The following is a 26618-nucleotide window of genomic DNA, read 5'->3' as shown; positions in this document are numbered from 1 at the left end:
TATGGGTAAACAGCGCCGAAAGGCGCGTCTGATTAGGATTTTTTCAGGCTATCTCGATAACCCGAAATAACGCGGCGCAGACGCCAAGTAACAAAGGAGATGATAGCGGCGCACAGGGTCACAATAGGTGCTGCCATCAGTACCATCGTCGCGACTCTACTCACGGTATCTGGCAGTGAAGGTAAGACGAATCCTACGCCCGCTAGCAATGCAATCCATAACATTGCACTACACCAAGCGAAGTAGTGAAAGCGCTGAACTTGGTGTAGACGAATCCCCATTACCATAGGTACCAGTGAGCGAACTCCCGGGACAAACCTGGCAACGAATAGCGCAATTAGCCCATGGCGACCCAAAAGGTTATCGACCAGGCGCATATTGCTCTCAGGCACTTTCGTCAGCCAGCCTCTAACAACGGGAAGTTTGTTGAGCCAACGTCCCTGCAAATAGGCAAGCCAACTGCCCACGGAGGCAGCGATGATGAGCAGCGCGAACGCGAGAAACGGGTTAAGAACCCCGACGGCAGATAAGGTTCCTACCAACACAACGATACTGTCACAAGGCAATGGTGCAGCTGGCAAAAAACTGCTTTCAAGACCAATAAATAGGGTCACTAAGATATAAATCAGCACCGCGCTACCAGGCGACAGCAACGCGTCAAAGTCTTGATTCCAAATGGCAATCAAGACGTCTTGGGTCGCATCAAGCATAGCTACTCCCAACATAGTTACTAAAAAACGAAACGAGATGAATCGATGAAACGTTTAGGTTGAGAACTATCGAGAGTGAATAAAGCGAAACTTAAGGTTGGAGTCGTGCCAGCCACCGAGTCGAGGATGAGCGAAAGCCAGGTAACTTCTCGGGATCGCCCTTCTTGAAAGCGCAAACACAAACCATGAGGTCAAGGAGAGCACCAACATCAGCCAAGGCAGAGGGTCTTGAGGTCGAGCCTGAGGTTTTTGTGGTGGCAATCGCCACGTCGACAGACGCAGTAGTTGATGGTCATTGGCAAGGTCAGGAACCCGCTCTGGATTCACCACTGAAGCCTGGTAAAAGTGTGGAGTCTCACCAATAGACTCAGCGATGCTGCTCAATAGCAGCATCGTTAGCAAAGTCAGCAAGAATGGGACGAACTTTATCGGTCGCTTCACACACAAAGCCTAGTAGTGGGATCTGCCTATATGTACTGCCAAGCGCCTAAAAAAGCAATGAGAATTTAACGGCTCTAAATCCGATTAGAACTCGCGATTCATCTTCGATAGACATGAGATAAGTAAAGCTTCTTGCCCCTTATCAAAATGGCGAGTGATGTCTTTAACTAAGTCGAGGTGTAATTGGTTGTGGTGACGGTGAATTGCTTGCCCCGCCTCTGTCAACCCAACCACAATCGCACGGCGATCGTTCGGATGAGGGAAACGTTCCATCAATTTTGCAGCCACTAGCTTGTCGACCTGCACCGTCAAGGTACCAGTGGTGATCCCCAGCTTATCGGCGAGCTCTTTCATTCGCATGGCTCCATGAACACCCAAAACCTCTATGGTGTGTACTTGAGCCAATGAATAGCCGGTCTCTTTGACGACAGACTGCTCCCAAGACGACATCTTGTCGTAAAACTCGGTCAGTAACTGGTTTAACGTTTCTAGATTCTGCATTAAGTCGAACGTACTTCTAATGTGAGATGACTTATCTTATCAAACTTACTCATCTTTTGTTTGTACGCCAGCAAAGAAAGCGAGTCCTTAGACACCAAAGTAATCGCCGCTGCATAATGATGACCACTCACTCTCCAGATATGCAAATCAACTACATCAGCAAGGGGCGTAAGCTCTTCACGAATTTCTTCTCGATACGACTCCTCTATGCTTTCGTCAAGCAAAATAGGGCTGGTTTGTTTTAGGAGATTTAGCGTCCATTTACCAATAACCAGGGCGCCAACGATCCCCATAAATGCATCTAGCCAATTCCATCCATAGAGCTTACCCAGAATCAAAGCACCAATGGCAAGTACAGAGGTCAACGCGTCCGCTAAAATGTGCAGGTAAGCAGCTCTTAGATTGTGGTCGTGATGATGGTGTGCATGTCCGTGATCATGTGAATGCCCATGGTCATGATGGTGGTGGTCGTGATGGTGGTGATCCCCCAGCAAAAACATACTCGCGACATTCACGGCCAGGCCAATAAAGGCGACGATAATAGCTTCATTGAAATGAATCGGCTGTGGATTGAACAATCGGTGCACCGATTCGACGATCATCATAATCGCCACAATACCCAGCGCAATCGCACTGGTATAGCCCCCAAGTACGCTAACCTTGCCCGTGCCAAAGGAGAATCTATCGTTGTTCTCATGCTTCTTCGCATAGCGATAAGCAAACAAGGTGATACAAAAAGCGGCAGCGTGTGTGCCCATGTGCCAACCATCAGCCAACAGTGCCATGGAGCCGTAGATGGTTCCCGCCACGATCTCAACCACCATAGTGGTGACAGTGAGCAGCAGCACATAAAAAGTTCGTTTCTCACCTTGGTGATTATGGCTAGAAAAATTGTGTGAGTGAGGCGCAGATTCAAAAGACATGGGGGCACACTTTGTTTGATAATCAAAATACTTGATTATCAATTTAGTTTGACTATCAAACAAAGTCAACCGTAAGTACCTAACACCCAATAAGATTTATTGGTTGTCGTACGCCTCGCGAGAACGATTAATCTCATCTTGATGACTTTCTGCCCACTGAACCAGGTTATAGAGTGGCTTCACGAGATCTCGGCCCAAATCTGTCAAAGCATACTCAACGCGCACCGGCACCTCTGGGTATACCGTTCGATTCACATACCCTTCTCGCTCTAAATCACGCAATGTCTGAGTCAACATGCGTTGCGAGATCCCTTCGATTCTCGACTTCAATGCATTAAATCGATCAGACCCATCCACCAGCGCAAATAAGATCAGCAATGACCATTTATCGCCTATTTGTGCAACCACATTTCTTACTGGGCAGTCGCTGTTGTTATAAAACACTCGTCTCTCTGTATTCGCCATTTCAACCTTCAACCTCTGATCATTTGTTTGTCTATTTCGCTCCAACAGTTACCAAAAGGTAACCAGCGCAGCTTTCGGTGCCTTCTTGTAGTGTAGGTTACTATTAATTACTATGGTTATCAATCTATACCAAACAAGCAACATTAGAAAGGGAGATCACCATGATTAAACGACTTACTTCACTTATGCTTCTCGTCGCAACAACCACCGTTTTTGCGCAGTCTAACGACTCTGTTACGATAGATCTTGCGTCATTGAAGAAGGAAAACTGGACTGAGCAAGAAGCCAAAAATGCTGCTCTGATCACTGACTTTGTGCAGCACCTGATGAACGACCATGACTTTGATTATGTGATGAAGCATTACAACGACAGCGCCTATGTGCAGCACAATAGAAACCTACCAGATAAAGTGACGGGGCTCGTTGGGTTTCTAACTGAGTTTGTCGAGGAATATCCAGACTACAGCTATGATGTTAAGCACATCTATGTCGACGGAGACTATGTGATTTTTCATTCCCACGCGACACTAAATAAAGAAGACCGAGGGGACGATGAAAAAGGAATGAACATTATCGATACTTGGCGCATCGAAGATGGTCGCATTGTCGAGCATTGGGACTCCATTCAAGCACTCGACTTTTCGATGAGAGTCTACTCCCTAATCAGTGGTGGCGATATTGCCAACGAGAACGGCGTGTTCTAATAGCCGACCACTACCAAACAAGCGCTCGCCTACTCACGACGTAACGATGACTGCCTCCAATCCGCGCAATGCTATGGGGGCAGCATTTACCACTCACTCTACGCATCATCCTCAAAACTATTCATAACTCAATATTGATAGAAATTAACTATCAAAATAATAGGGGTAAATTACTTCTGTTACTGAGAATAATTATCAATAATATTCACATCAACACAGATTAGCGTTCAATGAGGGTAACGTCATGATCAAGACTATAACTTTTGCAGGCATCCACTTCACGATTGCAACCATGGTAGCTTTTGCTCTTACTGGTGACTTTTTGTTAGGTAGTCTTGTCGCCATGATTGAACCAACCATCAACACGGGTGCTTTCTACCTTCACGAAAAAGCGTGGCAAAAAGTCGCCTTTTTAAAACGTCGACAGTCTTTGACTCAAGTGAAAACCGCTAGCTTTGCCGTTATTCACTTTAGCGTTGCCTTCACTGTGACTTACTTGCTAACTGGGGATGCATTTATCGGTGGCTTGATGGCAACAATCGAACCAGCCATTAACTCAGTCGCCTACTTCTTCCACGAGAAAGTATGGCAGCGCAAATCTCGCGAGAGCATCGATGTTAACTTCAACAAATCGGTTGCCGCGTAACGACCACCAGCGCAATACATTCAGAATAATCTATTCGAAAACCCAGGGGCATGTCATCGACATGCCCCTTTTTACATCTATCCATTAGGCGGGCAGTAAATTCTAACTCGGAAATAGTAATAGCTAACAACCTCCTATGAATAGTGCTGACATATTAGTCAATGAATCACATCAAAAACCTAATAGGGGCCAAGTTTTGCCTTTTGCCTTTCTATCTGATTCCTCTATAGTAAGACCTACCTCCAACCATGACGATGACCGATACCGCAATGAGCAGACCACTACGAATCGAATACCCTGGCGCCTTGTATTATGTCACTTGTAAAGGCAACGACGGACAACCTATTTTCCAAGATAGAGGCGATTTCGAACTGTTCTTACAGGTACTCGAGCATGCTGCCGTGCGATACAACTGGCAGGTCCATAGCTACTGCTTAATGTCGAATCAATATCATGTGATGTTAGAAACGCCGGATGGCAATCTGAGTATTGGTATGCGCCAGCTAAATGGTGTGTACACGCAGAGGTTTAATCACAAACGTGGTCGCAGCGGACACCTATTCCAAGGTCGTTTTAAATCGATCTTGATCGACCGAGAACCTTACTTCTTATCTGTTAGCCGAGATATTTTGTTAAACCCAGTACACGCAAAAATGGTCGTCGATCCAGAAAGTTACCCATGGAGCAGTTGGTGTTATCTAAACGGTAGCAAACCATCACCAACCTGGTTTGATAGTAAAACTACGTTAGAGTCATTCGACAGCAGTCCATCCACCGCGCTAAAGAAATACAAACAGTTTGTCTTGGATGGCAAAGATGAAAATCCATGGCAAAACGTGAAACGACAGATTTTCTTAGGCGATGAAGCGTTCATCCAGCGTCATCTTTCTAACCTAGATGGTAACGATATTGAGCTCAGTGAAATCCCCACGGCGCAGCGACGCTCAGCTCCTTTGACGCTAGAGGCATACGAACAGCAAGCACAAAGCCGCGACGAAGCGATTTGTTTGGCATTTCGAAGTGGCGGTTACACGCAAAAGCAAATTGGTGCACATTTTGGTCTGCATTACTCACGAGTTAGTCGTATTGTTTCTAAATCGACGCTCTAACTGAGAGCTGTGTTAATCGTCAACTGTGCGTTATCACTCACTTACTGCTTTTAACTCTATGAATGATTAGACATTTTGTTACGACTTTATAAAAGAGTGCGGTAGAATCGCCAATCCACTATTAAGAGTGTTAGCGCAAAGACTAACCCAAATGTGGCATATCAGAGTAACAATAGCAGTAAGGTAATCAGATGAATCGAATTGTTCATGTTCCCGCTCAGTTTTGCGAGGTGGGCAAGCATGAGACTGTCGACTATAGTGATTCTCCCGTTTGGCGAAAAACAGGGTATTCGAAATCCGTAGTTGATAGTGTCCGTTTGGCAGAAGATCTGCAAAAAGCCGTGGAAACACTCAACCACGATGGCTATGAGGTCGTGGCTATCACGCCCATTACAAGTGGTGACTATGACTACAAGGCGTTATTAGAGGCAGGTGGTCGTGGTGAGAATGGCTATGGTGGATACGGTTATGGCTATGGTTTTAGCTATACACAAGGCCTTATTGTAACGGCAAAGCGGATTCGTACTTCTTAATCGTCTCAGTGTATTTCAATCGAGAAGATTGCATACCGATTTTTACATTTTGCCACGCTCTAGTCATAGCGCTTCTGTTGATGCGTGGTAGGATCATCTCAATCCAATAATCTCCTTTTTTACATCCTATTTATTGGTAATAAGGCCTACCGGTATCAGCACCCAGTAGGCCTTGTTTGTTGCTAAGGCAGACAAGCGATTACGATGCAGCGGCGTACTGCTCCAATTCTTGATGCGTTGCGGTCGTGATGTACTGACCATCTAGATAGAAATCAACTGACTCTTCACCACTTACGCCTACTAAGGTACGAGCTTTACCTTCCTCGTCGATAAACTCCATTTGCATGGTGTTGTTATCAAGCTTTGAAAGCTTCACTGGTGCGGTAGAGAACTGCTTACCAACTTTGTGGTTTACTTTGATGTACGCCTCAGCTGGCGTATCTGCCACGGCCTTTTTCTTAGTAATAGGGTTCGTGCCCGTCCAAAACTCGATCGAGTTAACCACAAACAAGTCAGCCGCAGCCGTGATCGCGTAAACCGGTGACATTAGAGTATAAAGACCAGCACGGGCGTAACGGTTGTCGACCCCTTTTAGGTTTACTTCATACATAAGTGCACCCGTTGTTGCCATTTGACCGATACAGCCAGTCAACATTGTCGACATTAGTGCTGCAGTAATCGTTGTTTTGATCAGTTTCATTGCTTAAAAACCTCTCACTCACACTGCCAACACAGCGCAAGCAAGTTGATTGAAATTATTAGAAAAAGCCAGCAATCAGTGCTGGTTTTTCATTCCCGCCACCAATAAAGGGCGCGGGATTATAACTCCAATCAAAATCGGTTCTAGGCGCATTTTTGCTGCGCTATCTGCGTATTAACATCCAAGATCCACTTTCTCAATAACTACTCACAACAAAGCAATTAAAGTGTTTTAATTCATAACGTTATACTTGGTTTCTTTATCATTCATCTGTTCACATCGCCACGAAAAAATCACAAAATTTCAACCTGTGACAGTCATGTCCTACAACAGCACCAAACTTGCCGTTCCCAAGAAGGCGAAGAAACCCACCACGTCTGTCACTGTGGTCAAGATAACCGAACCAGCAAGTGCAGGATCAAGCTTTAGCTTATCGAGTATTAATGGGATAAGTACCCCAAACAATGCCGCGGTAATGATATTAACAATGATCGCCAATGCGATGGTGCCGCCAAGTAAAGGAGACTGGAACCACAGCCCGGCAACTGCGCCAATGATAGCCGCCCATAGCAAACCATTGATGGCACCGATCCCCAGCTCATTTTTGATCAAGGCAAATCGGTTACCTGAGGTGATCTGGTTTAAAGCCATAGAGCGAACCATCAGCGTTAGGGTTTGGCTACCAGCAATTCCCCCCATAGAAGCCACGATCGGCATGAGAACTGCGAGTGCGACAACTTGGGCGATGACATCTTCAAACAAACCAATCGTCACTGAAGCAAGAATGGCAGTTAACAGATTAATACCCAACCACACACCACGCTTTTGCGAGCTTTTAAGAATCGGAGCAAATAGATCATCGCCCTCATCCATACCCGTACCAGCCATAAGGCGCGTTTCATAGATTTCCCGCTGGGTACTTAATGCAAACTTCCAATCGATTTCTCCGACCAGACGTTTGCGCTCATCGAGTACTGGCAACGCGGCAAACGCTGAGCGTTCCATTGCGTCTACCGCTTCGGTTAACGCCATATTGGCACTTAGAGTGTTCACATGCTCAAGCACTAACTGTTTGATACGCGCTTTTGGGTCAGCGCTTAGTAAATCGATGTAGTCCACCATGCCTCGAAAGCGTTGCTGCTTGTCGATAAGATAGATGTGGCTTGCCGATTCGACATTGTATTTAGCAACTAAAACTCGAGCACGCTCTACGGATATGTTGAATGGGATAGCGATAACCTTACGCTCCGCCCAGCGACCTAGCTCTTCTTCTTCGTATTCATTGGCTTGGTCATAAAGCTCGAGTTCACCTGGTTCAAGCAGCGATATCGCTTCTTCAATGATATCTTCTGGTAGAGAGTCTGCCCATTCTATAAGCGATAGGTTATCCAGCTTTGCGAGCGTGAGTCTTAGCTCTGTCTCTGACAAAGCATCAAGAATCGACACCCTTACTTCGCCGCGCGACTCGGTCAATACCTCGATATGACTCTCAAGAGGCAGTTCACGCCATAACCGCACCCTTTGTTCAATTGGGAAGGCCTCAAGGATCAGAGCGATCGACGATGCGTCGAGACCTTGTTCTATAAAGCGATTGAGAATGTGCGGCTGCTGTGCCTCTTCTGCCTGTGAGATTTGCTCAATTTGAACTGACAGATCTTGGAATTCGCTCACTGCGGGCTCCCTGTAACCGTGCGCGTAATTAGAATACCTTCTATCATAGCGAATAGGTCACCAAGCCACATTCAGAATATTGATAAAGCTGAATAAATCTTAATCGTTTAGCGTCACTTCGACTTTAATTTTCCCCATGACTAAACACGATCTCTCCTTGGAGCATGGTCATTACCACACGAGCTTTCGCGATGTCTTCCGGATCAAGTTCACGGATATCTTTATCTAGCAAGACCAAGTCAGCTGATTTCCCTATCGCGATGGAGCCTGTTAAGTGGTCGATACCTAGGCTTTTAGCAGCATTGACGGTGTAAGAATCAATCGCAGCTTCCAATGTTGGTAATCCGCTGCGTTCCATTATCAAGCTGTTGCTGATACCTACTAGCGGATTGATGTCATGCACATTCCAATCGCTGCTTAACGTGACATTAGCACCCGTATCAAATATCGCCTTAAGGTTCATCAATCGGTGAGCTCGCATTGCTCCTATAAAGGCTTCTGCCCATGCATGATCGTTATAGGCAACGTAGTCTGAACCCACTTGGAAGTCTGCGCTGACGCCGAGCTTGTTGAACCGAGACTCATCGTTTTTATCGACGAGCTCAACATGGGTCAGGGTATACGGCTTGTTACTTCCTTGCTGGCGCACCTGCTCAATAGCATCCAAAGATTCTCGAACAGCACCATCACCGATAGCGTGTATGTGAGCACTATAGCCGATATCATTCAATGCCTTGAGCCAGTTGGTCATCTTTTGGGGCGGAATATAGTTGATGCCATAGGGCTTGTTCACTAAGTAAGTATCGAGATAGGGAGCCAACAGCTTCGCCGTACCATTAATGATAATACCGTCACTGTACATCTTCACTTGGTTGATAATTAGGCGATCGCTCATCGTCGGATCGGTGGAATAGATAGATTCAAGGTACTTAAGCTGCGCCGTCATTTCTTCGTTGGGGTATACCCAAGGTCGCAGCGCGACGCGCGCGGTTAAGGTCTGCTGATCCTCAGCATGACGCCATACCTCATACCAGCCTCGCTTCCAATACAGCCGTCCATCACCAATGGTTGTAATACCGTGCTCTGCTGCTGTTTCAAGCCCTACAAGCAAGCCCTGATAACTCTGTTCAAATTGATTATTCAGACTATTCCAAGCAACCTCCATAACCGCATCCCCAGCACTATCTAGCAATATGCCATTAAGCTTGCCAGAGGCTTCATCACGCAGAATGACGCCGCCTTGAGGGTTAGGTGTGTCTTCAGAGATCTGAGCTAACTCTAGGGCAGTTGAGTTCACCCACATGGAATGAGAAGTTTGCTCCATTAAGATCACAGGACGATCAGGGAATATGCTGTCCAACATATCGAGCGGTGACTGGTCAGTGTCATGCGCTAAAAGCATCTCAAGTGAAAAGCCATAGCCCATTAACCAAGCTTTCGATTGTGATTGCTGTTGGCAATACTCAAGATAAGGCTTTAGTTTCTGTAGCGTCGCTGAAGCGCTTAACTCACAGTTACCTCCCGCCTCAGATGCCGCTTCGAACACATGGTTATGGTTGTCAATAAAGCCCGGCATCAACAACTGTCCATTCAGGTCTATCACTCGTGTCTTATCATCAATCGATGCAAGCAGCTCCTCTGACCCGCCAATCGCGGTTATTACACCGTTTTGAATGGCCAGCGCACGTGCGTCTTGATTGTTATAGATCGAGCCATTGACTAAAACGATATCTGGTGCGGCAAAAGCTATTAAAGGGCTAAAAAGGCCTGACATAACCATCGCAAAACGCATCGATTTTTTTAGCATAGCCGGAAATATATGGGTCACCATTTTGATAAAAGCCTCAAAATCCATCAGCTAGGTGTATGGAATATAAATGCGATATTAACTTTTTAAATCAATTGGTTATATCCACCAAATTGATATTAATAAAAGTACATAAGACTATTCACTTCTATGTATATGAGTGTAATGATATGTACCGGCTTATAAAAACTGAACCAATATCACAAAATAACAACGTTTGGGAATCATTCATGTGCAAGTGTAAACAAGCAGTATCACTAGTTAGAGTCCGACGCAGCGTCTGGCAGAAACTCTCTGGCATCAAAGAGGTTTATCGATGCCGAGAGTGTGGAGATAAAACCATCGTTCGCTAACGATACTGATTTACCAATAACGCTGCCTAGGTTGAAACTTAGGTGGCGTTTTTTTTCTTAATGCACTTTGCATTCGACCGAAGTTTCGACCCAGCATAATGCGTATTTGACTGTAGGTTTCATAGGCGAGTAGCTTCCACGCTGGTGCAGTCCAGTATCTGGTGTACATATGCTTCATGGCAGCATTCACATCAGGCGACATTTTCGTGATTTCGGAAGCGAGTGATAACGCTTCCTCTAATGGTTGCTCACACACCTTTGTCACTAGTCCATACTCAAGCGCTTGTTGCGCAGTAAGCTCAGTCCCACAGATAGAGATCAACAAGGCTTTGTCTTTTGGCATCACTTCTCTAAGCGCTATCGAGCCTGCCATATCCGAAGTTAACCCCATCTTAGATTCCATGATCGACAAGTTGGCTTCTGGTGAGCAAATACGAAAGTCGGCACCTAGCGCGATCTGCATGCCCGCTCCCCAGCAATAACCATCAATCGCTGCAATCACAGGAACAGAGAGTTTGCGCCAATTACTACTGACTTGTTGCGCACGATTAGATTGGCCGGGAAGCCATTTGAAAAGCAGCCTCACGGCATTGCTCTTTTGCGTCATCATAGATTTGAAATCTAAACCCGAACTAAAGTTGCCTCCAGATCCTGTCAAAATCACCGCTCGTAGTTGACGATCTCTTCTGAGCAAACGACTGACATCAATTAACTCATCAAACATGGCCATATCGACGCCATTAAGTTTGTCTGGTCGATTGAGTGTTACGGTCACAATATCGTCTGAACGACTTACTTCAATCCTTTGATATGTCATCTTTGTGATTTCCCTATAGCTGTTTTCTGGATGTAGTTATTTTCTGAAGTTACATGCTGACTTTTTAATCAGTTTAGTGAGGGTTCGCGTCGACGTTAGAATATTTACTCAATAATGAGAGATCTCACCTATTTACAGCAGGGTTACGCATTGTGTGAGATACTGCTGATCAAGTAGCGACTTCACTACTAATTTTAAGAGGTCGGTTACGTTCTAAAGTTATAGTGCTTGTTTTATATCATTTGAGTGCTTGAATGGAGGTGCTCCATTGGATGAATAGGAAGTACAATCCATGATTACGGAAAATCAAAACTCGCAAGTGTCAAACAATGACACTCAACCCGCACCTAATGCCCATCAGAGTGCCGATTCAATACATGTCATCGAATATAAACCTCAGGAGCCTTGGTGGTTTAATGCGATTATGGCCACGTTTACCTACCTGCTGCTGGTCTTCGTTTTACCGACTCAATTAGCCGGTGGTGACCGTGACACATTAGCGCTAATCGACTCGATCAGCCGGTTGGCTATACCCATCTCGTTGATATGGTTTACGCCTACAATATTCAACAAACTAAAACAGCTTCGTCAAACTAAAGTGACACCAGCGTAGCCGTTGAGTGATCATTTATAGGCATCAGCAAGACGCTTGTCGGTAAAACTTTATTTTTCTAGCTTCACTTCAGAACTTTATTGATTTACAGACAGTTAGCTCTAGCACACTTTTTCCCCACTAAAAACGTGAGTGAGATCACCTTGATCGTACATTTTCATAGTGTTATCGTGGTTTGGATGACGAAAATGTGACCACAAGGAGTGTGCTTTGCCGAATATTCAAGTGAGTCGTTGGCGTGTTGAATCTTGTCCTGAAGCTTTAGAGCAAAAGATCATCTCAGCCGTCGCCTACAAGGAAATGAAGGGAACTATTTCTGATTTTGAGTTGTGTCAGATATTCGGAGAAACCGTTTGGAAGAGCGGCGATGATTACCATACTCATGCAGTATCCGTGCTTATTAACGAAGCAGAAAAGTGCTGCAGAGTCATACCAAGACAGTTAGCCTAATAGCTTTTAGTTTGCTTATAGTTTTCAGTTTGTATCAACAACTGTCTTAGTCTCATTAAAAAGGTCTACCCTAGGGTATAATGCTTGTAAGTTAAGAAGCATCTAACACCTTTTAGAAGGTCTAGTCGCATAGCGACTGGGCCTTCTTTTTACTGCTCTTGGATAGCTTCTATCCCGCCTTTCTGGCAACGTAAAACTCTCAGCCATATCTAGGATATAGTTCATCACCTCCGGGATTCTTCCGGGTGCGACGGCAGGAAGGAGTTGTAACTGTCCTATTAAGAACAACGAGGCTTGTTTAAAGCCTATCTGGTAAGGCATTACCTTATTTTGGTCGTAGGCCATTTGGCACATCAAGAACCGCAGTAGGTTATAGGCCAACAGCATACCCCACAGTTCTTGTTCTATTAACTCGGGCTTTTTACTTCTTAGGGTCAGGTTGTTTTGGAGCATATATTGTTTCATTTCTCGATAGCCCAACTCTATCTCCCATCGATGGCTATATAGCTCCGAGATGTCTTTTCCTGGGTAGCGTAAAGGGTCAGTCATCGAGGTCAACAACCGTACCTCTTTACCCTTAATAGTCTTAGTTATCAATCGAGCTTCCAGTGTTTCCGGTGCGTCGTGCCACTTTTTCCTAGCTTGAGGGGATAGCTTTAATTCGACCAACTCTTGCCCACGCCCTAATTTGCGGAGCATTGTGTATTGGGCCCCTTTACGCATTGGAATAAGCCAATGTCTGTCTACCCCTGTTGTTTGCCAGCGGTGTAATAGACCTAGAGCATAAAAACCTCTATCGAAGATAGTTAGGCTATGGTCGGGAGAGTGATCGATGAGCTCCGTAGTTAAGTCCACTTCGCTCTTTGATGTGGAGTCGAAAGATGCACTATTCAGAAGATGACTTGTCAGTTCCATATGGCAGACCATTCGAACCTGAGGGTATTCGGACGAGCATTTTTGATTCCGAGTTCGACTGAAGCGTTCGTCATTGTCTTTAGTATCAGGAGTTCGCCAGACTACACCGTCGACCGCATGCAGTGTTAAACCATGCCAGTCTGGATGGGGCGTTTTGTCATTCCAGAGCTTCTGCGTTTGAGTAAAAACCGATTTCATGACATCGGAGCCCAGCCTTTGTCTTGCTTGGATTACTGCACTCGGAGCAACAAATGGCTTCTTACCTGGGAGAAGAATATCCAGCTTCGAGACGACTTTCTCCATGGACAAATGGCGATACAACCGTCATTCCGCAGCCAATTTCAGAATTAAAATAATGTGATCCAGTGATCATTTACAACGGTTAGTGCGATAGGCCTCTTGACCGCGATCCCCAGTTTTGATCTATTACTGTTATTTAACGGTCACTTATTATGTCTGCTGTTCAACCTGTCATTAAACGCCTGGACCACTTAGGGCTAATCGCTGCTTTCTGTCATGAAGTCGGTTTACCAGGCATTATTGATCGCATCATTCCCAAGTACTCGGATCACAACGTCTCACATGGCGATGCAGTCTTAGCTATGATTCTGAATGGTCTTGGCTTTCACAGTAGAACGCTGCATATGTTCTCTGACTTCTTCGAGACGAAGCCTGTTGCCAAGTTACTCGCTAAAGACATTGAAGCGCACCATTTAACTGACGATGTACTCGGACGCACGTTAGATGCTTTATATGAAGCAGATGTGTCCGCAGTTTATCAAGCGATTGCAGAGCATGTCGTTGATAAGCTTGGACTTAAAACAGACTCTGTCCACCTCGATATCACGAGTTTTCATGTCGATGGTGAATACGCCCAAAACGAAGATCTTAATGCCATCAAACTGGTAAAAGGCTACAGCCGAGACCACCGTCCAGAGCTAAATCAAGTGGTTCTTGAACTGATTTGTGAAAATCAAGCAGGCCTACCTGTTTACATGCAAGCGCTCAGTGGCAACACCAATGACGCTAAGGCATTTTCAGAGGTCACTAAACGGCATATTCATTGCCTTAAGGCTGCTCAAAACAGTCGCTACTTCATCGCCGATGCCGCTCTATACACCGAGGAAAGCATTCGTTCACTGGATGAGCAACAACAGAAGTTTATTACGCGTGTTCCAATGACCATTAAGTCGGCCAAAGAAGCCTTAATGAACCTTGAACTAAAGCAGTTGAGTCCTATCGGTAATGGTTACTCGGGTTGTTGGATTGACGCTGACTATGGCTCAGTATCTCAGAAATGGCTGTTGGTTCATAGTGAACAAGCAACCAAACGAGAAGAGGCAACGTTCTATAAGAACTTAGATAAAAATATCACCAAAGAGCTGAAAGTACTGGGACAACTAATGAAAAAGAAGTTTGCTTGCGCAGTGGATGCCGAGCAAGCAATGAGCGACTTCGTCAGCCAGTGTCATTTGCTTGGCTTTGCGCAACCAACCATCGTTAAAGAGCCAATCTATTCAGGTCGCGGTCGGCCGAAGAAAGGCGCAAAGCCAGCGGGTTACCATTATGTTATAGATGCTACGCCTTATACCGATCTAGAAAGAGTGAAGCTGGCCAAGCTTAAAGCAGGTATGTTTATTCTCGCAACCAACGATACTGACTGCGCCGATCTAACAATGGCTGAGTTGCTTGAGCATTACAAGTCACAGCAAAAGGTAGAGCGCGGATTTCGCTTCTTGAAAAGCCCTGAGTTCCTAACATCATCAATTTTCCTGAAGAAACCTCAGCGAATTGAGGCACTGTTGATGATCATGACGCTTAGCCTACTCGTTTACGCAAGCTTAGAGCACAAAATCCGAGAGAGTCTCACTAAGACCGAAGAGTTCTTTCCTAGCATGGTGAAGAACAAAACGACAACCAAACCGACGGCTCGTTGGGTATTCTTAAAATTCGAAGGTATCGACACACTCGAGTTTGGCGGTCAAAACTTCATCACGGGCATTCAAGAGCATCAGATTCGGCTGCTCAAGCTTCTTGGCGCACTGTATGAAGCGGTTTATTCCTAAATTGGCTGCGGAATATCGGATACAAAGACATCCCAACAACACTCCAAACCATCATTTCCATTGGCAATCTTCGTCTACGAATAGTCGTAATCCCTGTATCTTCCAAACATTGGGAAATGAGTTCTGGCGAAAGCAGATCAGATAAACCCGAAAGTTGCTCTGCAGAGAATTGATGAACTTGGTTAAGAGCCTGTCTTAAAAACATAAAAAAATCCGAGTGCATTGAATACACTCGGATTTTGACACTTTGAATGGATCGTTCAACCGATCATTTAGTTGTTAACTGATCGGCATTAACCCTAGGGTAGACCTTTTTTTGTGTCTTTCGACGTGACGACCTAATCTCACAAATAGCTAGCCTTGTGACAACTCGCTAGCCTTGTGAATAGATACCTTCGAGCGTTTCGTCTTTGCGCTTCCATACATCGTTTAGCCAGTGATGGAAACGGCGCTTAAATACTTTGTCATTGAAATAGTCGCCGGTCAGGTTCTCATCCATTTCATACACGTCTATCTTCACCACTACTTTGGTGAGTTTTCCTTTTAGCATATCTTCAAACGGCTTTTCACGGTTTTCTGGGTACGCCAAAGTGATGTCAACAACACCGTCGAGCAAGTGATTCATCGCATTCAGCGTAAAGGCTACACCGCCTGTTTTCGGCTTAAGGAGATGGCGATAAGGCGTCTTTACAGTCGCTAGCTTGTCTGCGTTTGCACGAGTACCCTCAACAAAGCTGATCATTGTGGTTGGGACGTGTTCAAACTTTCGGCACGCTTTACGTATGGCGTTGAAGTCATCATTACGACGCTCAGGGTGTTTGACCAAATAGGCTTGAGAATGACGCTTCATAAACGGCATATCTAGCCCCCAGCACGCTAACCCTACAAACGGTACGTAAAGCAGGCTTTGCTTCAAAAGAAACTTACACATCGGGATTTTGTTTTTCATCACCGAGGTAATGATCACGATGTCCGTCCAGCTCAAATGATTAGACAGCAGCATATACCACTGCTCTGGAGATAACTCTTCCCCACCCTCAACTTGCCAATCAATATTATTGTTGATGTTGAGAAGCCAAAGGTTGAGCGTCGCCCATAACCACATCTGTTTGTTTGACAAACTCGTCATCAAGGTTTGGATCGGCTTCAAAGGTAAGACAAGTTTGATAATGGAAAATGTACACACAACAACCGCAGTCACCGCTGTGTTGAGGATTACCAAAAGAGAGGAAATGACCAGTCGTAGATTACCAAGCATACATTTAGTTACATCTGAAAAAGGAAGGGCAATAATAGCAACTTTTTGTCAAACGTATAGTAATGCTTTGTCACTTGCGTGGAGCTTGGACAAGCTCCACGAATAATTCATTTTATAACAGTAAGTTACTAAAACCATCCCGCGAGATGTCCGACCAGGTAGAGCGCAACTGCAGCCATTACACCCGCCACAATGTCATCGATCATAATGCCGAGACCACCATGCACGCGCTTATCTAACCACCCTATCGGCCACGGTTTTACCATGTCAAAAAAGCGGAATAATACGAAGCCAGTAACCAGCCATTTCCAATCGTCGACGGGCAGCTTTAGCGCAGGGACGATTGCCATGGTAATCCAAAAGCCAGCAAACTCATCCCACACGATGGAGCCGTGATCATGCACGCCCATATCTTGAGATGTCACATCGCAGATCTTGATACCTATGATGCATGACAGTACGACCGCAATGAGATAAACACTAAGAGGCAGTTGAACTAGCAGCAAATACAGCGGAATCGCGGCAAGGGTTCCCATGGTGCCTGGAATAATTGGTGACAAACCACTGCCAAAGCCAGTTGCCAGCAAGTGCCATGGATTTTTAAGTGAGATTAGGTCGAGAGGATTGCTCATTGATTTCCCTTAAAATGATCGAAGCCATCAAGTTGCCAGCTCACTGGCGCGTCATTATTATGCAGCTCTAACTGACCAGTCCCTGTGACCTGCCCAATACAGGTGAATGGCGTGGTACTCAGCGCGACTTCTAACTGCCCACGGTTTGCCTCAGGCACTGTAAAGCATAGCTCGTACTCTTCACCGCTGGTTAATGCGTATTGCTGTGCCTCTTCCGTTCCACCGACGAATCGCACCAATTCATCTGAGAACGGCAATTCAGCAACATTCAATCTTGCACCGACGTTTGAACGCTTAAGGATATGCCCCAAGTCAGAAACAAGGCCATCTGAAATGTCGATAGCGGATGAGGCAATATCGCGCAGCGCTAGACCCGCGAGCACACGAGGGGTCGCTTCAAAATGGCGTCTTTGCAGTTCGCTATTAAGCTCTCGGTCACCGCTGATGTTCTTCTCTAGAATCACATCCAGACCCGCTTTCGCATCGCCAAGCTTTCCGGTTACGTATATCCAATCACCAGACTCGGCACCGTGCCTCGTTAGTGCTTTACCTTCTGGCAATAACCCTTGGACTGTCAGTGTAATCGTCAATGGTCCTCTCGTGGTATCCCCGCCGATTAATTGAATTCCGTAGTAATCCGCAAGCTTGAAGAAGGCAGAAGAGAAACGCTCTAGCCAAGACGCGTTCATCTCAGGAAGCGAGATGCCCATGGATACCCAAGCCGGAGAAGCGCCCATTGCGACGAGGTCGCTAATATTAGAAGCGAGCGCTTTATGGGCGATATGTGCCGGATCCGCATCAGCTAGAAAGTGAGTACCCGAAACTAGAGTATCAGTGCTAATGGCAATGTGGGAGCCGTTTGAGGGTGCAACGATGGCGCAGTCGTCGCCTTGAGCCAGGACAACGTCCTTTCGGCTTTGCTGCTTATGAGCAAAGTACTTGTCGATTAAGCTAAATTCACCAGACATCGTGTCGATTTCGTACTAAAAAGGTGGAAAGAGTATATAAAAAAGGCCAGCAAATTGCTGACCTTTTTACGAATAGACAAACTTTGTTTCGTTACTTCTTACGAACGTGCGGTGCGGCTTTATCTAGCACACCGTTAACGAATTTGTGGCTGTCTTCAGCTGCGAATACTTTTGCAAGTTCGATGGCTTCGTTAATAACCACTTTGTAAGGTACGTCTTCACGGCTTGTCATCTCGTACATCGCTAGGCGAAGTAGCGCAAGTTCCATCATATCTAGATCTTGCATTGGACGAGAAACAAATGGACGTAGCTTGCTGTCTAGTTCCGTGTGATTCAACGCGACACCCGTGAGTAGGTCACGGAAATATACAACGTCAGTCTCTGGCGCAGTCAATGCAGGCTCAGCAGCATGATGCTCTTCTTCATCATACTTACCACCTGATAAGAACTGTTCTTCAACAGTGGCAACATTTTCTTTAGTAATTTGCCAAGAATAAATTGCTTGCAGAGCAAATTGACGTGCATTACGACGTGCGGCTGGTTTCACACTGGCCCCCATTAGGAATCGATTTCAGAAAGAACGTTGATCATTTCAAGCGCGCTTAGTGCAGCCTCTGCACCTTTATTACCAGCCTTGGTTCCTGCACGCTCGATAGCTTGATCGATGGTATCAACAGTCAATACACCAAATGCTACTGGTAGGCTATATTCCAGAGACACTTGTGCAAGACCTTTATTACACTCACTACAAACATAGTCGAAATGTGGTGTACCGCCACGAATGACTGTACCTAGCGATACGATTGCATCAAACTTGCCAGTTTTTGCAACACGTTGAGCAACAAGAGGTAGCTCAACTGCACCTGGGCAGCGTACAACCGTGATGTTGTCTTCGCTCACTTGACCGTGACGTTTCAAAGTATCGATAGCACCAGATAATAGGCTTTCATTGATAAAACTATTGAAACGAGAAATAACAATAGCAATCTTTGCGTTCGGTGCTGGGAAGCCACCCTCGATAACTTTCATATGCTTTCCTTATAAACTATGTTCATCGCGCGAGAATCGACGGATTCTAGCACAAGTCATTTATTAATATCTACCGCTAACTTTGCTCAAACAAGGCTTTAGCAAAGCGTTTAAAAACGAGGCGCGGACTCAATGAGAAAAAGCCTTTGCTTATCAGAAGCAAAGGCTTAATAAATTACTCGGTTACGTATTCCGTTACTGTCAGACCGAAGCCACCCAATGCGTGGTATTTTTTATCAGCCGATGACAATAGCTTCATTTCGTGGACGCCGAGATCAGCCAGAATTTGCGAACCAACCCCTACGCGACGTGATGTGCCCTGCTTTTTCGCCATCGTTGGCGCAGTGCCACTGTCTTGCTGCTCAAACATCTTGATTTTATGAACCAGGAGATCAGTACTCTCTTCGTTACCAAGAATAACCAGCACACCACCTTCATCACCAATACGCTTCATCGCTTTATCTAGCGTCCAGCTGCGGTCGGAGTTACGGTTTGAACGCAGAATATCAGTAAATGTGTCTTGCAAGTGAACACGTACTAACGGCGTTTTCGCTGTCAAATCTCCTGCACACATCGCATAGTGGATTTGGTTATCGATCGTATCACGATAAGTAACAAGCTCGAACTCACCAAACTCTGTTGGTAAATGACATGCTGCAACGCGTTCAATGGTGGTCTCGTTGTTGTTACGGTATTCGATTAGATCCGCAATCGTGCCAAGCTTGATGTCATGTTTTTCAGCAAACACTTCAAGGTCCGGGCGACGTGCCATGGTGCCATCATCATTTAGGATCTCAACGATCACCGATGCTGGTTCAAAGCCCGCAAGCTTCGCAAGGTCACAACCCGCTTCAGTGTGACCTGCACGAGTCAGAACGCCACCATCTTGCGCAGCAAGTGGGAAGATATGACCTGGCTGAACAAGGTCTGCGGCCTTTGCATCTTTAGCAACAGCAGCTTGCACAGTGCGAGCACGGTCCGCGGCAGAGATACCTGTCGTCACGCCCTCGGCTGCCTCAATAGACACAGTGAAGTTAGTAGTGTATTGAGCGTTGTTGTCTTGCACCATAGGTGGCAGACTAAGTGATTCACAACGCGCTTTGGTCATAGTTAAACAGATGAGACCACGACCGTGTGTCGCCATAAAGTTAATGGCTTCAGGGGTAATCTGCTCAGCGGCCATAATAAGGTCGCCTTCGTTTTCACGGTCTTCATCATCCATAAGGATGACCATTTTTCCTAAACGAATATCTTCGATGATTTCTTGCGGCGTACTAATTGGCATTTCACGTTCCTGTTGTTGCGCTCGTTGTTATATTGGTTTGGCAATATTACGCAAAACCGTTTTGTTGTAAGAATTCCATAGTGAGTCGAGATTCAGGCTCACTTTGCGCCTGAGCATTGAGTAAACGCTCCATATAGCGCGCTAGAACGTCGACCTCTAGATTGACTTTTCTTCCTACCTGGAAGTGGTCGATCGTCGTCTCTTCAGTGGTGTGCGGCACTATGGTGAGCTTAAAAGCATCTTTGCGCAAATCGTTCACGGTCAGGCTAATACCATCGACAGTAATGGAGCCTTTTTCCGCAACATATTTACTCAGCTCAGAAGGCATTTGAACCCAAAACTCAATAGCTCGACCCACGTGTTGTCGGTCAACAATCTCACCGACACCATCGACGTGTCCCGATACAATATGACCACCAAATCGAGTTGTTGGTAGCATCGCCTTCTCAAGGTTTACTTTATCGCCTACGCGATAGTCAGCAAAACCGGTTTTATTGAGTGTTTCTACCGACAAATCAGCTTGATAGCTCGTCTCTGAGTAATCGGTAACCGTTAGACAAACGCCATTGGTGGCAATACTATCACCGAGCTTTACATCGCCCATGTCCAGCTTGCCGACTTCGACAGTCACGCTGATATCTTCACCTTTCGGTGTAATGGCTTTTAACGTGCCAACGGCTTCTATAATTCCTGTAAACATCTTCTAATTCTTTGTTTGCTGTGGCGTAGCAACGATACGGATATCCTTGCCCACCATACGAATATCTTTAATATTGAGGTCGATAACGTCTTGCATCTCTTCAAGCCCGAGCGCACCGATCAGTCCTCGACCATCTGCACCCATAAGCTTAGGCGCTAAATAAACAATAAGCTCGTCGACAAGTTGCGCTTGCATCATTGAGCTAGCAAGCGTTGCACCAGCTTCGACCCAAACATGATTAATCTGATGCTCCGCTGCCAAGGCGTCTAGCGTTTTAGCGAGATCAAGCTGCTCATCGCTAGTCAGTGGGATATCAAGCTCCCCCTCCTTGTTGGCGACTCGGATGATAGGACCTGGCGATTGAAACAGTTTCAGATCTTCGGTGAGCTGATGATGTCGATCCAGAATCACGCGAGTTGGTTGGCGAAGCTCCTCTCGCTCTATAGTCTCTTGTACCTGACTTGGTAGTTCATCCCAGCGAACGTTTAGCGACGCATTATCGTCAATGACGGTTTTGCTCGTTGATAGGATAGCGCCAGCTTGCGCTCGATACGCTTGCACATCTTTTCTTGCTTCTGGCCCTGTAATCCACTGACTTTTGCCATTCGCAAGTGCAGTCTGACCATCGAGGCTGGCTGCCATTTTTAGCTGAACGAAGGGACGCTGGGTTTCCATCTTCTTGAGAAAACCCGGGTTGAGCGCACGAGCATCTTGCTCAAGCAAGCCAACGTGCACCTCAATACCTGCCTCTTCAAGCATGGCAAAACCGCGACCCGCAACTTGTGGGTTAGGATCAGACATCGCGCACACCACTTTCGCGACGCCCGCTTTAATCAAACCTTCGGCACAAGGTGGTGTGCGACCATAGTGTGAGCAAGGCTCTAAGGTCACGTAGGCCGTTGCACCTTTGGCTTTGTCACCAGCCATACGCATCGCATGCACTTCGGCATGTGGCTCACCGGCTTTTTTATGGTAGCCGTGACCGACAATCTCATCGCCGAGCGTAATCACGCAGCCCACGTTAGGATTTGGCGCTGTGGTAAAGCGTCCTTTTCTCGCAAGGTCTATCGCTAAACTCATCATTTGATGGTCGATAGCGCTAAACTGACTCATAGTGATCCATACCTATCGTTGAGTGGTGTAAACCGTTAATCTTCTAAGCGAGCGATCTCTTCACCGAACTCGCGAATGTCTTCAAAACTACGGTATACGGATGCAAAGCGAATATAGGCGACCTTGTCTAACTCTTTCAGTTGAGTCATCACTAAGTTACCAATCATCTCACTCGGCACTTCACGCTCACCCGTGGCACGAAGCTGAGATTCAATGTGGCTGATGGCCAGTTCAATAGAGTCTGCACTCACGGGGCGTTTCTCTAGAGCACGCTGAATGCCACCTACCATTTTATCTTTGTTAAAAGGCTCTCGGTTACCATTGGATTTGATCACTTTTGGCATCACGAGTTCAGCACTCTCAAAGGTGGTGAAACGTTCATTACACGCCAAGCACTGGCGGCGACGACGCACCTGATGGCCATCAGCGACCAGTCTGGAATCGATGACCTTTGTGTCATTTTCAGAACAAAATGGACAATGCATAACACCTCCTATGGTTTAGACCACAGTTTAGCGAAATTTAACCTATTAAGAAATCTACTATTTGACCAGTCAAGTAACGCAATTAGGTGTAATCTTGGATGGCGTCACACTCTTGCCAATCAAATTCGTGAACCAAGCTGCGCCACACGGAATCGAAACTCGCTTTGATGACTACTGACTCCTGGGTAATTGGGTGTTCGAACTCAAGGCAAGAAGCATGCAAGAGCAATCGACGCGCGTCATAGTGGTCGCGGAACAAACGATTGTGTCTGCCATCACCATGAGTAGTGTCACCGATAATAGGATGACTCAAGTGGTGCATATGGCGACGCAACTGGTGCTTTCGACCTGTTTTTGGCTTCATCTCCATCAGACAGTAGCGACTGGTTGGGAAGCGCCCTGTTGAGTGAGGAACCTCAACCTTGGCAAGTGGCTCATAAGCGGTAACGGCTGGCTGTGCTTCTTTGTCTTTATCAGCAAATTTATCGGCGATCTTATCCAGCTCAACCTTGAGTGCGTAATCCAATACATCCCCTTCCTCAATCCAGCCACGGACAATCGCATGATAGGTCTTCTGAATATTGTGCTCAGCGAACATTGGCATTGCCTTTGAGGCGATTTCACTCGATAAAGCGAACAGCAACACGCCTGACGTTGGCCTATCTAAACGGTGCAAAGGAAAAACGTGCTGCCCTATCTGATCGCGTAAGGTCTGCATCACAAATCGAGTTTCATTTTTATCTAGCCATGAGCGATGCACTAACATACCAGCAGGCTTATTGACGGCAATCAGATAGTCATCGCGATACACGATTTCAAGAGGCTCGATTTGAGTTTCTTCTTGAACCGATTCAATGGATTCACTCATTTTGCTGCCTCATCTATCTGCTTTAACACCAATAAGATCTCATTCAGTTCACTGCGCTGCTTCCAAACTTCTTCAAAATAAGGGGTTATCTCAAAACCCTTGGGCAAGTCACTTCCCGATTGGAGCAGCACTTCCATTCGTTCAATAAAAATCCATTGCAGCCACTCGTGAGGCTCCAATGTGTCTACAGCAAACGGTTGCTGGCTGCTCAGTGCTGTCACATCTGGGGATTGCTGTTGCCACAGTGAGTGCTTTTTAAGCAGCTGTTTCAACTCAATAAGTAATAACTTCATAATTCTATGGGGATCGAGACGAACAGATTCACGACTTTCACTCATCGATATTGAAAATGCTCGTTAATGACTTGAAAATTGGCGATAGAATACCATTTATTGTTCTATACCCAAACCGTACTAGGAACCCCTCCATGGAAACCATTCATACTTTGACGGATCTGTTGGTCAACAGTGGCTGCCAATATCATATTTACGATATCTCTCGACGCGTACAACTGATTGATAATGAACAGTTCGCCGCCGTTGAGCGTGCCAGTCAGCCCTACCCGTATCCGATTCAAAGGCAAGCTCAGTTTGCTATCGCTTACTGGAATGAAGAGAAACAGCCTTGGATTTGGTTCCTTAAATTCCAACTTGATGAACGTGGTTTGCTAAGCCAAGGCGATGTCGGCCAGTTTCTAAAATACGTTCTGGAAGCAATGGGGACGCGTCTTGGTAAAGAGATGAGCGAAGAGCAACAACAAAAGCTCTCAAACAACCCATTTACGTTTAAGCCAACAGACGACAAGTTAGCTGTCTTCCATAGCCTATTGAGAGCAGAATTGGAGCTGACCACCAGCCAATACTATCAGCATGCACGTGACTACTTCCGTGGCGACCTTGGCTGGGATAACTGGCAAACGGTTGGACTGCAAGGCATCACGGATATGGCAGCGAGGCTTGGGCAAGAAGAAAATGGCCGCTTGATCCGCACTAGTTTACGTCACCTTGCAAGCGAGCCCCGCTATGCTCTACTTGGCGCACTTGAACATGTGGCGTTGCCAGAAAAGCTCTCTACAACGCTGCGCGAACTTGCTCAATTTGAATGTGAGTCCGATGAACCAGATCTGTTCTTATTAGCGGCCTATGCCCGCGCGCTTTCGGGAGGCAAGCCTGAACAGCTAGAGTCTTTGGTGTCAGAAATTTTGGCAAGTGCGCGTTTGAGTCATCAAGAAGTGCTGATAGCCATTGCAGGTCGTGCGTGGCAGCCTCTGACTACTCCAGCCTTAGCCGAGAAGTTCTTGGTACGTCTAGCACAAACGGGTAACCAAGGCTTGTTTAATCAGTTATTCGCCGACCTCGTGATGATGCCGAGCCTGCGTTTGGTGCTTTTGCCATTGCTGCACTCTAGCCCATCACCAGAGCTCGCCAGCGCATTGGTCGCACTGCAACAAGCGGCAACACAAGGAAAAACTCACTAGGAAGGTGAAATGATAGATAATCTTTTGATGATATTGGCGCTGAGCATGTTCTGCTTTGTATTTTGGCAGCAGCGGCGTCAATCTGAGATTGCTAAAGCAGCGGTAACACGTCGCTGTAAAGAGTTAGATCTGCAAATGTTGAGCGTCTCGTTTGGCGCGCACAGGCTAAGAGATGCCAACGGCCGATTCGGTTGGCATACTATTTATGAGTTTGAGTTTTCAGCGCTTGGTGATGACTATTATCAAGGTAAGCTGGTGATGAAAGGCTTCCATGTGCTGAATTTTCACTTTCCGGCACACCGAATGTAGATTGGAACTGATAGTACGGACCATGCTCATCTTCCGCTTGTCCGTACTGCTCAAACCCGAGTTTACTCAGCAATCGAATCGAAGAAGCGTGGTCAGTATCGACGTTCGCTTCAAGCTTCTTAAGTCCTAATGTATGAACAGCATCGGGAATAAACGCTCTTAATACCTCTGTTGCAATCCCTTTGTTCCAGTATTGCTTATCAAAGATATACCCTATCTCTCCTTCACCTTCTGCTCCACGCTCAATGAAAATATGCCCCATATAATCGCGCGTACGCAGATCCAGTGCCGCCATCGCATAGAACTTTGAATCGCTCAGTATGGATTGAAACAATCGGCGCGCAGTGGCTAGGGTATGAGGACCATTCATGTGTTTACGATTTTTCGCGCACACGTTAAGCATCAGAAAATCCGACTCTAAATAGTCGGTATAGGGGACGAGAATGGTTCTGCGAGTAACTATTGTCATTGACTTCCTTTTCGTAACTAAATACCCAAGTAACCTGATATAGGCTTTAGACTCTGTGTTCTTTAGATTAAGTGCGACACTTGCATGAGAAGTATGAAAGTTAGGGTTTATAAATAAGAAAAGCCCCAACACTTGCGTATTGGGGCTATAGTCTTACTCGCAGCAGTCCGGCTACTAAAAATGCTCCATGCATCATCCGTAATAGTGGCTGAATCCTTCAGCTATATCCATTCGTCGCCGTCCTAGCGGTGTCCATCTCATCCAATGACGCTAACCATCCCAGTCAGCTCGCTTCACTTGTTCCTTGAGCGGTGTCCTTGACCATCATCCTGATGGGGTTCCTGCACTCTTCCTGAGCGGGTCCATTTCCTTAAAAATCACCGTCCTGATGATTGTTCGCTTCCCGCGCTATCCTAACTTCCTTGCTGGTTACGTTTCCCTTGGTAACCAAATCTTCTTCCTGAAGATGACCTTCCAATGTCATTCCTGTTCCGTGTCAGCATCCTTCCGACAGGTTCTAATTTACCCTAATGGCGATTCTGGACAATCTACCCAATACAATTTTTTTTGCATTGACACTGTTAAAATAAGGTTAATTACC

31 protein-coding genes and 2 pseudogenes are annotated in these 26618 nt (G+C 46.0%); 10 read left to right on the top strand and 23 right to left on the bottom strand.

Features of this window, described 5'->3' with window-relative positions; translation table 11 throughout:
* Positions 1-32: 32 nt before the first annotated feature.
* From AC6I8U_RS04285 to AC6I8U_RS04265, 5 genes are all read right to left on the bottom strand, one after another.
* A complete protein-coding gene (locus tag AC6I8U_RS04285; protein ID WP_498017837.1) occupies positions 33-710 on the bottom strand; it encodes a DedA family protein in 678 nt (225 codons plus the stop codon).
* Positions 711-776: 66 nt separating this feature from the next.
* Entirely contained in the window at positions 777-1151 is a 375-nt protein-coding gene (locus AC6I8U_RS04280; protein ID WP_498017836.1) for a hypothetical protein, read from the bottom strand.
* Positions 1152-1235: 84 nt separating this feature from the next.
* Complete coding sequence (locus AC6I8U_RS04275; protein ID WP_498017835.1) at positions 1236-1652, bottom strand: MarR family winged helix-turn-helix transcriptional regulator; 417 nt, start codon at positions 1650-1652, stop codon at positions 1236-1238.
* Positions 1652-2575, bottom strand: a complete 924-nt coding sequence (dmeF, locus tag AC6I8U_RS04270; protein WP_498017834.1) for a CDF family Co(II)/Ni(II) efflux transporter DmeF — start codon at positions 2573-2575, stop codon at positions 1652-1654. Before dmeF ends, AC6I8U_RS04275 begins: the two co-directional genes overlap by 1 nt.
* A 96-nt stretch (positions 2576-2671) precedes the next feature.
* Positions 2672-3040 carry a winged helix-turn-helix transcriptional regulator gene (locus tag AC6I8U_RS04265; RefSeq protein ID WP_128649366.1) on the bottom strand — a complete coding sequence of 123 codons (369 nt, stop codon included), beginning with the start codon at positions 3038-3040 and terminating at the stop codon, positions 2672-2674.
* Between the two features lie 161 nt (positions 3041-3201).
* Here AC6I8U_RS04265 and AC6I8U_RS04260 point away from each other — a divergent pair, with 161 nt between their 5' ends.
* From AC6I8U_RS04260 to AC6I8U_RS04245, 4 genes are all read left to right on the top strand, one after another.
* On the top strand, positions 3202-3744 hold the full coding sequence (locus AC6I8U_RS04260; protein ID WP_498017833.1) for a nuclear transport factor 2 family protein: 543 nt from the start codon (positions 3202-3204) through the stop codon (positions 3742-3744).
* A gap of 244 nt (positions 3745-3988) precedes the next feature.
* Complete coding sequence (locus AC6I8U_RS04255; protein WP_498017832.1) at positions 3989-4390, top strand: DUF2061 domain-containing protein; 402 nt, start codon at positions 3989-3991, stop codon at positions 4388-4390.
* Positions 4391-4659: 269 nt separating this feature from the next.
* The gene (locus AC6I8U_RS04250) at positions 4660-5499 is read left to right on the top strand and encodes a transposase (protein ID WP_498017831.1); all 840 of its coding nucleotides are present in this window, start codon (positions 4660-4662) and stop codon (positions 5497-5499) included.
* Positions 5500-5690: 191 nt separating this feature from the next.
* Positions 5691-6032, top strand: a complete 342-nt coding sequence (locus AC6I8U_RS04245; protein WP_128649367.1) for a hypothetical protein — start codon at positions 5691-5693, stop codon at positions 6030-6032.
* A gap of 199 nt (positions 6033-6231) precedes the next feature.
* On the opposite strand, the gene AC6I8U_RS04240 is transcribed toward AC6I8U_RS04245, so the two are convergent.
* The 3 genes from AC6I8U_RS04240 to AC6I8U_RS04230 all read right to left on the bottom strand — a co-directional run bounded on the left by AC6I8U_RS04240 (position 6232) and on the right by AC6I8U_RS04230 (position 10210).
* Positions 6232-6732 (bottom strand): DUF3332 family protein, encoded by a 501-nt coding sequence (locus AC6I8U_RS04240; RefSeq protein ID WP_042477647.1) that lies wholly within the window; start codon positions 6730-6732, stop codon positions 6232-6234.
* Positions 6733-7056: 324 nt separating this feature from the next.
* A complete protein-coding gene (locus tag AC6I8U_RS04235) occupies positions 7057-8403 on the bottom strand; it encodes a magnesium transporter (protein WP_498017830.1) in 1347 nt (448 codons plus the stop codon).
* Positions 8404-8527: 124 nt separating this feature from the next.
* Entirely contained in the window at positions 8528-10210 is a 1683-nt protein-coding gene (locus AC6I8U_RS04230) for an amidohydrolase (RefSeq protein WP_498017829.1), read from the bottom strand.
* A gap of 230 nt (positions 10211-10440) precedes the next feature.
* Here AC6I8U_RS04230 and AC6I8U_RS04225 point away from each other — a divergent pair, with 230 nt between their 5' ends.
* Positions 10441-10563 carry a hypothetical protein gene (locus AC6I8U_RS04225; protein WP_498017828.1) on the top strand — a complete coding sequence of 41 codons (123 nt, stop codon included), beginning with the start codon at positions 10441-10443 and terminating at the stop codon, positions 10561-10563.
* A 10-nt stretch (positions 10564-10573) separates the two neighbouring features.
* On the opposite strand, the gene AC6I8U_RS04220 is transcribed toward AC6I8U_RS04225, so the two are convergent.
* Positions 10574-11380 carry a crotonase/enoyl-CoA hydratase family protein gene (locus AC6I8U_RS04220; RefSeq protein ID WP_498017827.1) on the bottom strand — a complete coding sequence of 269 codons (807 nt, stop codon included), beginning with the start codon at positions 11378-11380 and terminating at the stop codon, positions 10574-10576.
* A gap of 292 nt (positions 11381-11672) precedes the next feature.
* Here AC6I8U_RS04220 and AC6I8U_RS04215 point away from each other — a divergent pair, with 292 nt between their 5' ends.
* Positions 11673-11993 (top strand): hypothetical protein, encoded by a 321-nt coding sequence (locus AC6I8U_RS04215; RefSeq protein WP_498017826.1) that lies wholly within the window; start codon positions 11673-11675, stop codon positions 11991-11993.
* 210 nt (positions 11994-12203) lie between these two features.
* Positions 12204-12443, top strand: coding sequence for a hypothetical protein (locus AC6I8U_RS04210; RefSeq protein WP_042477637.1), 240 nt, complete (start codon positions 12204-12206; stop codon positions 12441-12443).
* A gap of 102 nt (positions 12444-12545) precedes the next feature.
* Here AC6I8U_RS04210 and AC6I8U_RS04205 read toward each other — a convergent pair.
* Positions 12546-13679, bottom strand: a pseudogene (locus tag AC6I8U_RS04205) (IS4 family transposase); the annotation flags it as partial.
* A gap of 131 nt (positions 13680-13810) precedes the next feature.
* Here AC6I8U_RS04205 and AC6I8U_RS04200 point away from each other — a divergent pair.
* Positions 13811-15424 (top strand): IS1634 family transposase, encoded by a 1614-nt coding sequence (locus AC6I8U_RS04200; protein ID WP_498016648.1) that lies wholly within the window; start codon positions 13811-13813, stop codon positions 15422-15424.
* Between the two features lie 19 nt (positions 15425-15443).
* Here the strand turns inward: AC6I8U_RS04200 and AC6I8U_RS04195 are convergent.
* The 12 genes and pseudogenes from AC6I8U_RS04195 to AC6I8U_RS04140 all read right to left on the bottom strand — a co-directional run.
* Positions 15444-15629, bottom strand: a pseudogene (locus tag AC6I8U_RS04195) (transposase domain-containing protein); the annotation flags it as partial.
* Between the two features lie 168 nt (positions 15630-15797).
* Positions 15798-16682 carry a 1-acylglycerol-3-phosphate O-acyltransferase, YihG family gene (gene yihG, locus AC6I8U_RS04190; protein ID WP_234495390.1) on the bottom strand — a complete coding sequence of 295 codons (885 nt, stop codon included), beginning with the start codon at positions 16680-16682 and terminating at the stop codon, positions 15798-15800.
* A 128-nt stretch (positions 16683-16810) separates the two neighbouring features.
* On the bottom strand, positions 16811-17314 hold the full coding sequence (pgpA, locus tag AC6I8U_RS04185) for a phosphatidylglycerophosphatase A (protein WP_498017825.1): 504 nt from the start codon (positions 17312-17314) through the stop codon (positions 16811-16813).
* Entirely contained in the window at positions 17311-18282 is a 972-nt protein-coding gene (gene thiL, locus AC6I8U_RS04180; protein ID WP_498017824.1) for a thiamine-phosphate kinase, read from the bottom strand. Before thiL ends, pgpA begins: the two co-directional genes overlap by 4 nt.
* Positions 18283-18373: 91 nt before the next feature.
* A complete protein-coding gene (gene nusB, locus AC6I8U_RS04175; RefSeq protein WP_006069876.1) occupies positions 18374-18841 on the bottom strand; it encodes a transcription antitermination factor NusB in 468 nt (155 codons plus the stop codon).
* On the bottom strand, positions 18841-19311 hold the full coding sequence (gene ribH, locus AC6I8U_RS04170; RefSeq protein WP_004415274.1) for a 6,7-dimethyl-8-ribityllumazine synthase: 471 nt from the start codon (positions 19309-19311) through the stop codon (positions 18841-18843). Before ribH ends, nusB begins: the two co-directional genes overlap by 1 nt.
* Positions 19312-19486: 175 nt before the next feature.
* Complete coding sequence (gene ribBA, locus AC6I8U_RS04165) at positions 19487-20596, bottom strand: bifunctional 3,4-dihydroxy-2-butanone-4-phosphate synthase/GTP cyclohydrolase II (protein ID WP_498017823.1); 1110 nt, start codon at positions 20594-20596, stop codon at positions 19487-19489.
* A 46-nt stretch (positions 20597-20642) separates the two neighbouring features.
* Positions 20643-21296: a riboflavin synthase gene (locus tag AC6I8U_RS04160; protein ID WP_128649372.1), complete on the bottom strand. Its 654-nt coding sequence runs from the start codon at positions 21294-21296 to the stop codon at positions 20643-20645.
* A gap of 3 nt (positions 21297-21299) precedes the next feature.
* Positions 21300-22409 carry a bifunctional diaminohydroxyphosphoribosylaminopyrimidine deaminase/5-amino-6-(5-phosphoribosylamino)uracil reductase RibD gene (gene ribD / locus AC6I8U_RS04155; protein ID WP_498017822.1) on the bottom strand — a complete coding sequence of 370 codons (1110 nt, stop codon included), beginning with the start codon at positions 22407-22409 and terminating at the stop codon, positions 21300-21302.
* A gap of 35 nt (positions 22410-22444) precedes the next feature.
* A complete protein-coding gene (gene nrdR, locus AC6I8U_RS04150; protein WP_128649373.1) occupies positions 22445-22894 on the bottom strand; it encodes a transcriptional regulator NrdR in 450 nt (149 codons plus the stop codon).
* A gap of 82 nt (positions 22895-22976) precedes the next feature.
* Entirely contained in the window at positions 22977-23762 is a 786-nt protein-coding gene (gene truC / locus AC6I8U_RS04145; RefSeq protein ID WP_498017821.1) for a tRNA pseudouridine(65) synthase TruC, read from the bottom strand.
* Positions 23759-24055, bottom strand: a complete 297-nt coding sequence (locus AC6I8U_RS04140) for a YqcC family protein (protein WP_446567965.1) — start codon at positions 24053-24055, stop codon at positions 23759-23761. Before AC6I8U_RS04140 ends, truC begins: the two co-directional genes overlap by 4 nt.
* A 134-nt stretch (positions 24056-24189) precedes the next feature.
* Here AC6I8U_RS04140 and AC6I8U_RS04135 point away from each other — a divergent pair, with 134 nt between their 5' ends.
* Positions 24190-25239: a DUF3549 family protein gene (locus AC6I8U_RS04135; RefSeq protein ID WP_498017820.1), complete on the top strand. Its 1050-nt coding sequence runs from the start codon at positions 24190-24192 to the stop codon at positions 25237-25239.
* Between the two features lie 9 nt (positions 25240-25248).
* Complete coding sequence (locus tag AC6I8U_RS04130) at positions 25249-25548, top strand: DUF3301 domain-containing protein (RefSeq protein ID WP_112462101.1); 300 nt, start codon at positions 25249-25251, stop codon at positions 25546-25548.
* Here AC6I8U_RS04130 and AC6I8U_RS04125 read toward each other — a convergent pair.
* A complete protein-coding gene (locus AC6I8U_RS04125) occupies positions 25439-26017 on the bottom strand; it encodes a GNAT family N-acetyltransferase (RefSeq protein ID WP_498017819.1) in 579 nt (192 codons plus the stop codon). The genes AC6I8U_RS04130 and AC6I8U_RS04125 overlap by 110 nt on opposite strands.
* Between the last annotated feature and the right edge of the window lie 601 nt (positions 26018-26618).

Source organism: Vibrio sp. KUL80 (assembly GCF_059725495.1).
The sequence above is the reverse complement of the archived record's forward strand: the minus strand, read 5'-3'. Positions and strand labels throughout refer to the sequence as shown.

Bases quoted from the DNA above. Each gene is read 5' to 3' on its own strand.
- AC6I8U_RS04285 (WP_498017837.1), bottom strand. From the start codon at position 710: ATGCTTGATGCGACCCAAGACGTCTTGATTGCCATTTGGAATCAAGAC.
- AC6I8U_RS04275 (WP_498017835.1), bottom strand. From the start codon at position 1,652: ATGCAGAATCTAGAAACGTTAAACCAGTTACTGACCGAGTTTTACGAC.
- dmeF (WP_498017834.1), bottom strand. From the start codon at position 2,575: ATGTCTTTTGAATCTGCGCCTCACTCACACAATTTTTCTAGCCATAAT.
- AC6I8U_RS04265 (WP_128649366.1), bottom strand. From the start codon at position 3,040: ATGGCGAATACAGAGAGACGAGTGTTTTATAACAACAGCGACTGCCCA.
- AC6I8U_RS04260 (WP_498017833.1), top strand. From the start codon at position 3,202: ATGATTAAACGACTTACTTCACTTATGCTTCTCGTCGCAACAACCACC.
- AC6I8U_RS04255 (WP_498017832.1), top strand. From the start codon at position 3,989: ATGATCAAGACTATAACTTTTGCAGGCATCCACTTCACGATTGCAACC.
- AC6I8U_RS04250 (WP_498017831.1), top strand. From the start codon at position 4,660: ATGAGCAGACCACTACGAATCGAATACCCTGGCGCCTTGTATTATGTC.
- AC6I8U_RS04245 (WP_128649367.1), top strand. From the start codon at position 5,691: ATGAATCGAATTGTTCATGTTCCCGCTCAGTTTTGCGAGGTGGGCAAG.
- AC6I8U_RS04240 (WP_042477647.1), bottom strand. From the start codon at position 6,732: ATGAAACTGATCAAAACAACGATTACTGCAGCACTAATGTCGACAATG.
- AC6I8U_RS04230 (WP_498017829.1), bottom strand. From the start codon at position 10,210: ATGCTAAAAAAATCGATGCGTTTTGCGATGGTTATGTCAGGCCTTTTT.
- AC6I8U_RS04225 (WP_498017828.1), top strand. From the start codon at position 10,441: ATGTGCAAGTGTAAACAAGCAGTATCACTAGTTAGAGTCCGACGCAGC.
- AC6I8U_RS04220 (WP_498017827.1), bottom strand. From the start codon at position 11,380: ATGACATATCAAAGGATTGAAGTAAGTCGTTCAGACGATATTGTGACC.
- AC6I8U_RS04215 (WP_498017826.1), top strand. From the start codon at position 11,673: ATGATTACGGAAAATCAAAACTCGCAAGTGTCAAACAATGACACTCAA.
- AC6I8U_RS04200 (WP_498016648.1), top strand. From the start codon at position 13,811: ATGTCTGCTGTTCAACCTGTCATTAAACGCCTGGACCACTTAGGGCTA.
- yihG (WP_234495390.1), bottom strand. From the start codon at position 16,682: ATGCTTGGTAATCTACGACTGGTCATTTCCTCTCTTTTGGTAATCCTC.
- pgpA (WP_498017825.1), bottom strand. From the start codon at position 17,314: ATGAGCAATCCTCTCGACCTAATCTCACTTAAAAATCCATGGCACTTG.
- thiL (WP_498017824.1), bottom strand. From the start codon at position 18,282: ATGTCTGGTGAATTTAGCTTAATCGACAAGTACTTTGCTCATAAGCAG.
- nusB (WP_006069876.1), bottom strand. From the start codon at position 18,841: ATGGGGGCCAGTGTGAAACCAGCCGCACGTCGTAATGCACGTCAATTT.
- ribH (WP_004415274.1), bottom strand. From the start codon at position 19,311: ATGAAAGTTATCGAGGGTGGCTTCCCAGCACCGAACGCAAAGATTGCT.
- ribBA (WP_498017823.1), bottom strand. From the start codon at position 20,596: ATGCCAATTAGTACGCCGCAAGAAATCATCGAAGATATTCGTTTAGGA.
- AC6I8U_RS04160 (WP_128649372.1), bottom strand. From the start codon at position 21,296: ATGTTTACAGGAATTATAGAAGCCGTTGGCACGTTAAAAGCCATTACA.
- ribD (WP_498017822.1), bottom strand. From the start codon at position 22,409: ATGAGTCAGTTTAGCGCTATCGACCATCAAATGATGAGTTTAGCGATA.
- nrdR (WP_128649373.1), bottom strand. From the start codon at position 22,894: ATGCATTGTCCATTTTGTTCTGAAAATGACACAAAGGTCATCGATTCC.
- truC (WP_498017821.1), bottom strand. From the start codon at position 23,762: ATGAGTGAATCCATTGAATCGGTTCAAGAAGAAACTCAAATCGAGCCT.
- AC6I8U_RS04140 (WP_446567965.1), bottom strand. From the start codon at position 24,055: ATGAAGTTATTACTTATTGAGTTGAAACAGCTGCTTAAAAAGCACTCA.
- AC6I8U_RS04135 (WP_498017820.1), top strand. From the start codon at position 24,190: ATGGAAACCATTCATACTTTGACGGATCTGTTGGTCAACAGTGGCTGC.
- AC6I8U_RS04130 (WP_112462101.1), top strand. From the start codon at position 25,249: ATGATAGATAATCTTTTGATGATATTGGCGCTGAGCATGTTCTGCTTT.
- AC6I8U_RS04125 (WP_498017819.1), bottom strand. From the start codon at position 26,017: ATGACAATAGTTACTCGCAGAACCATTCTCGTCCCCTATACCGACTAT.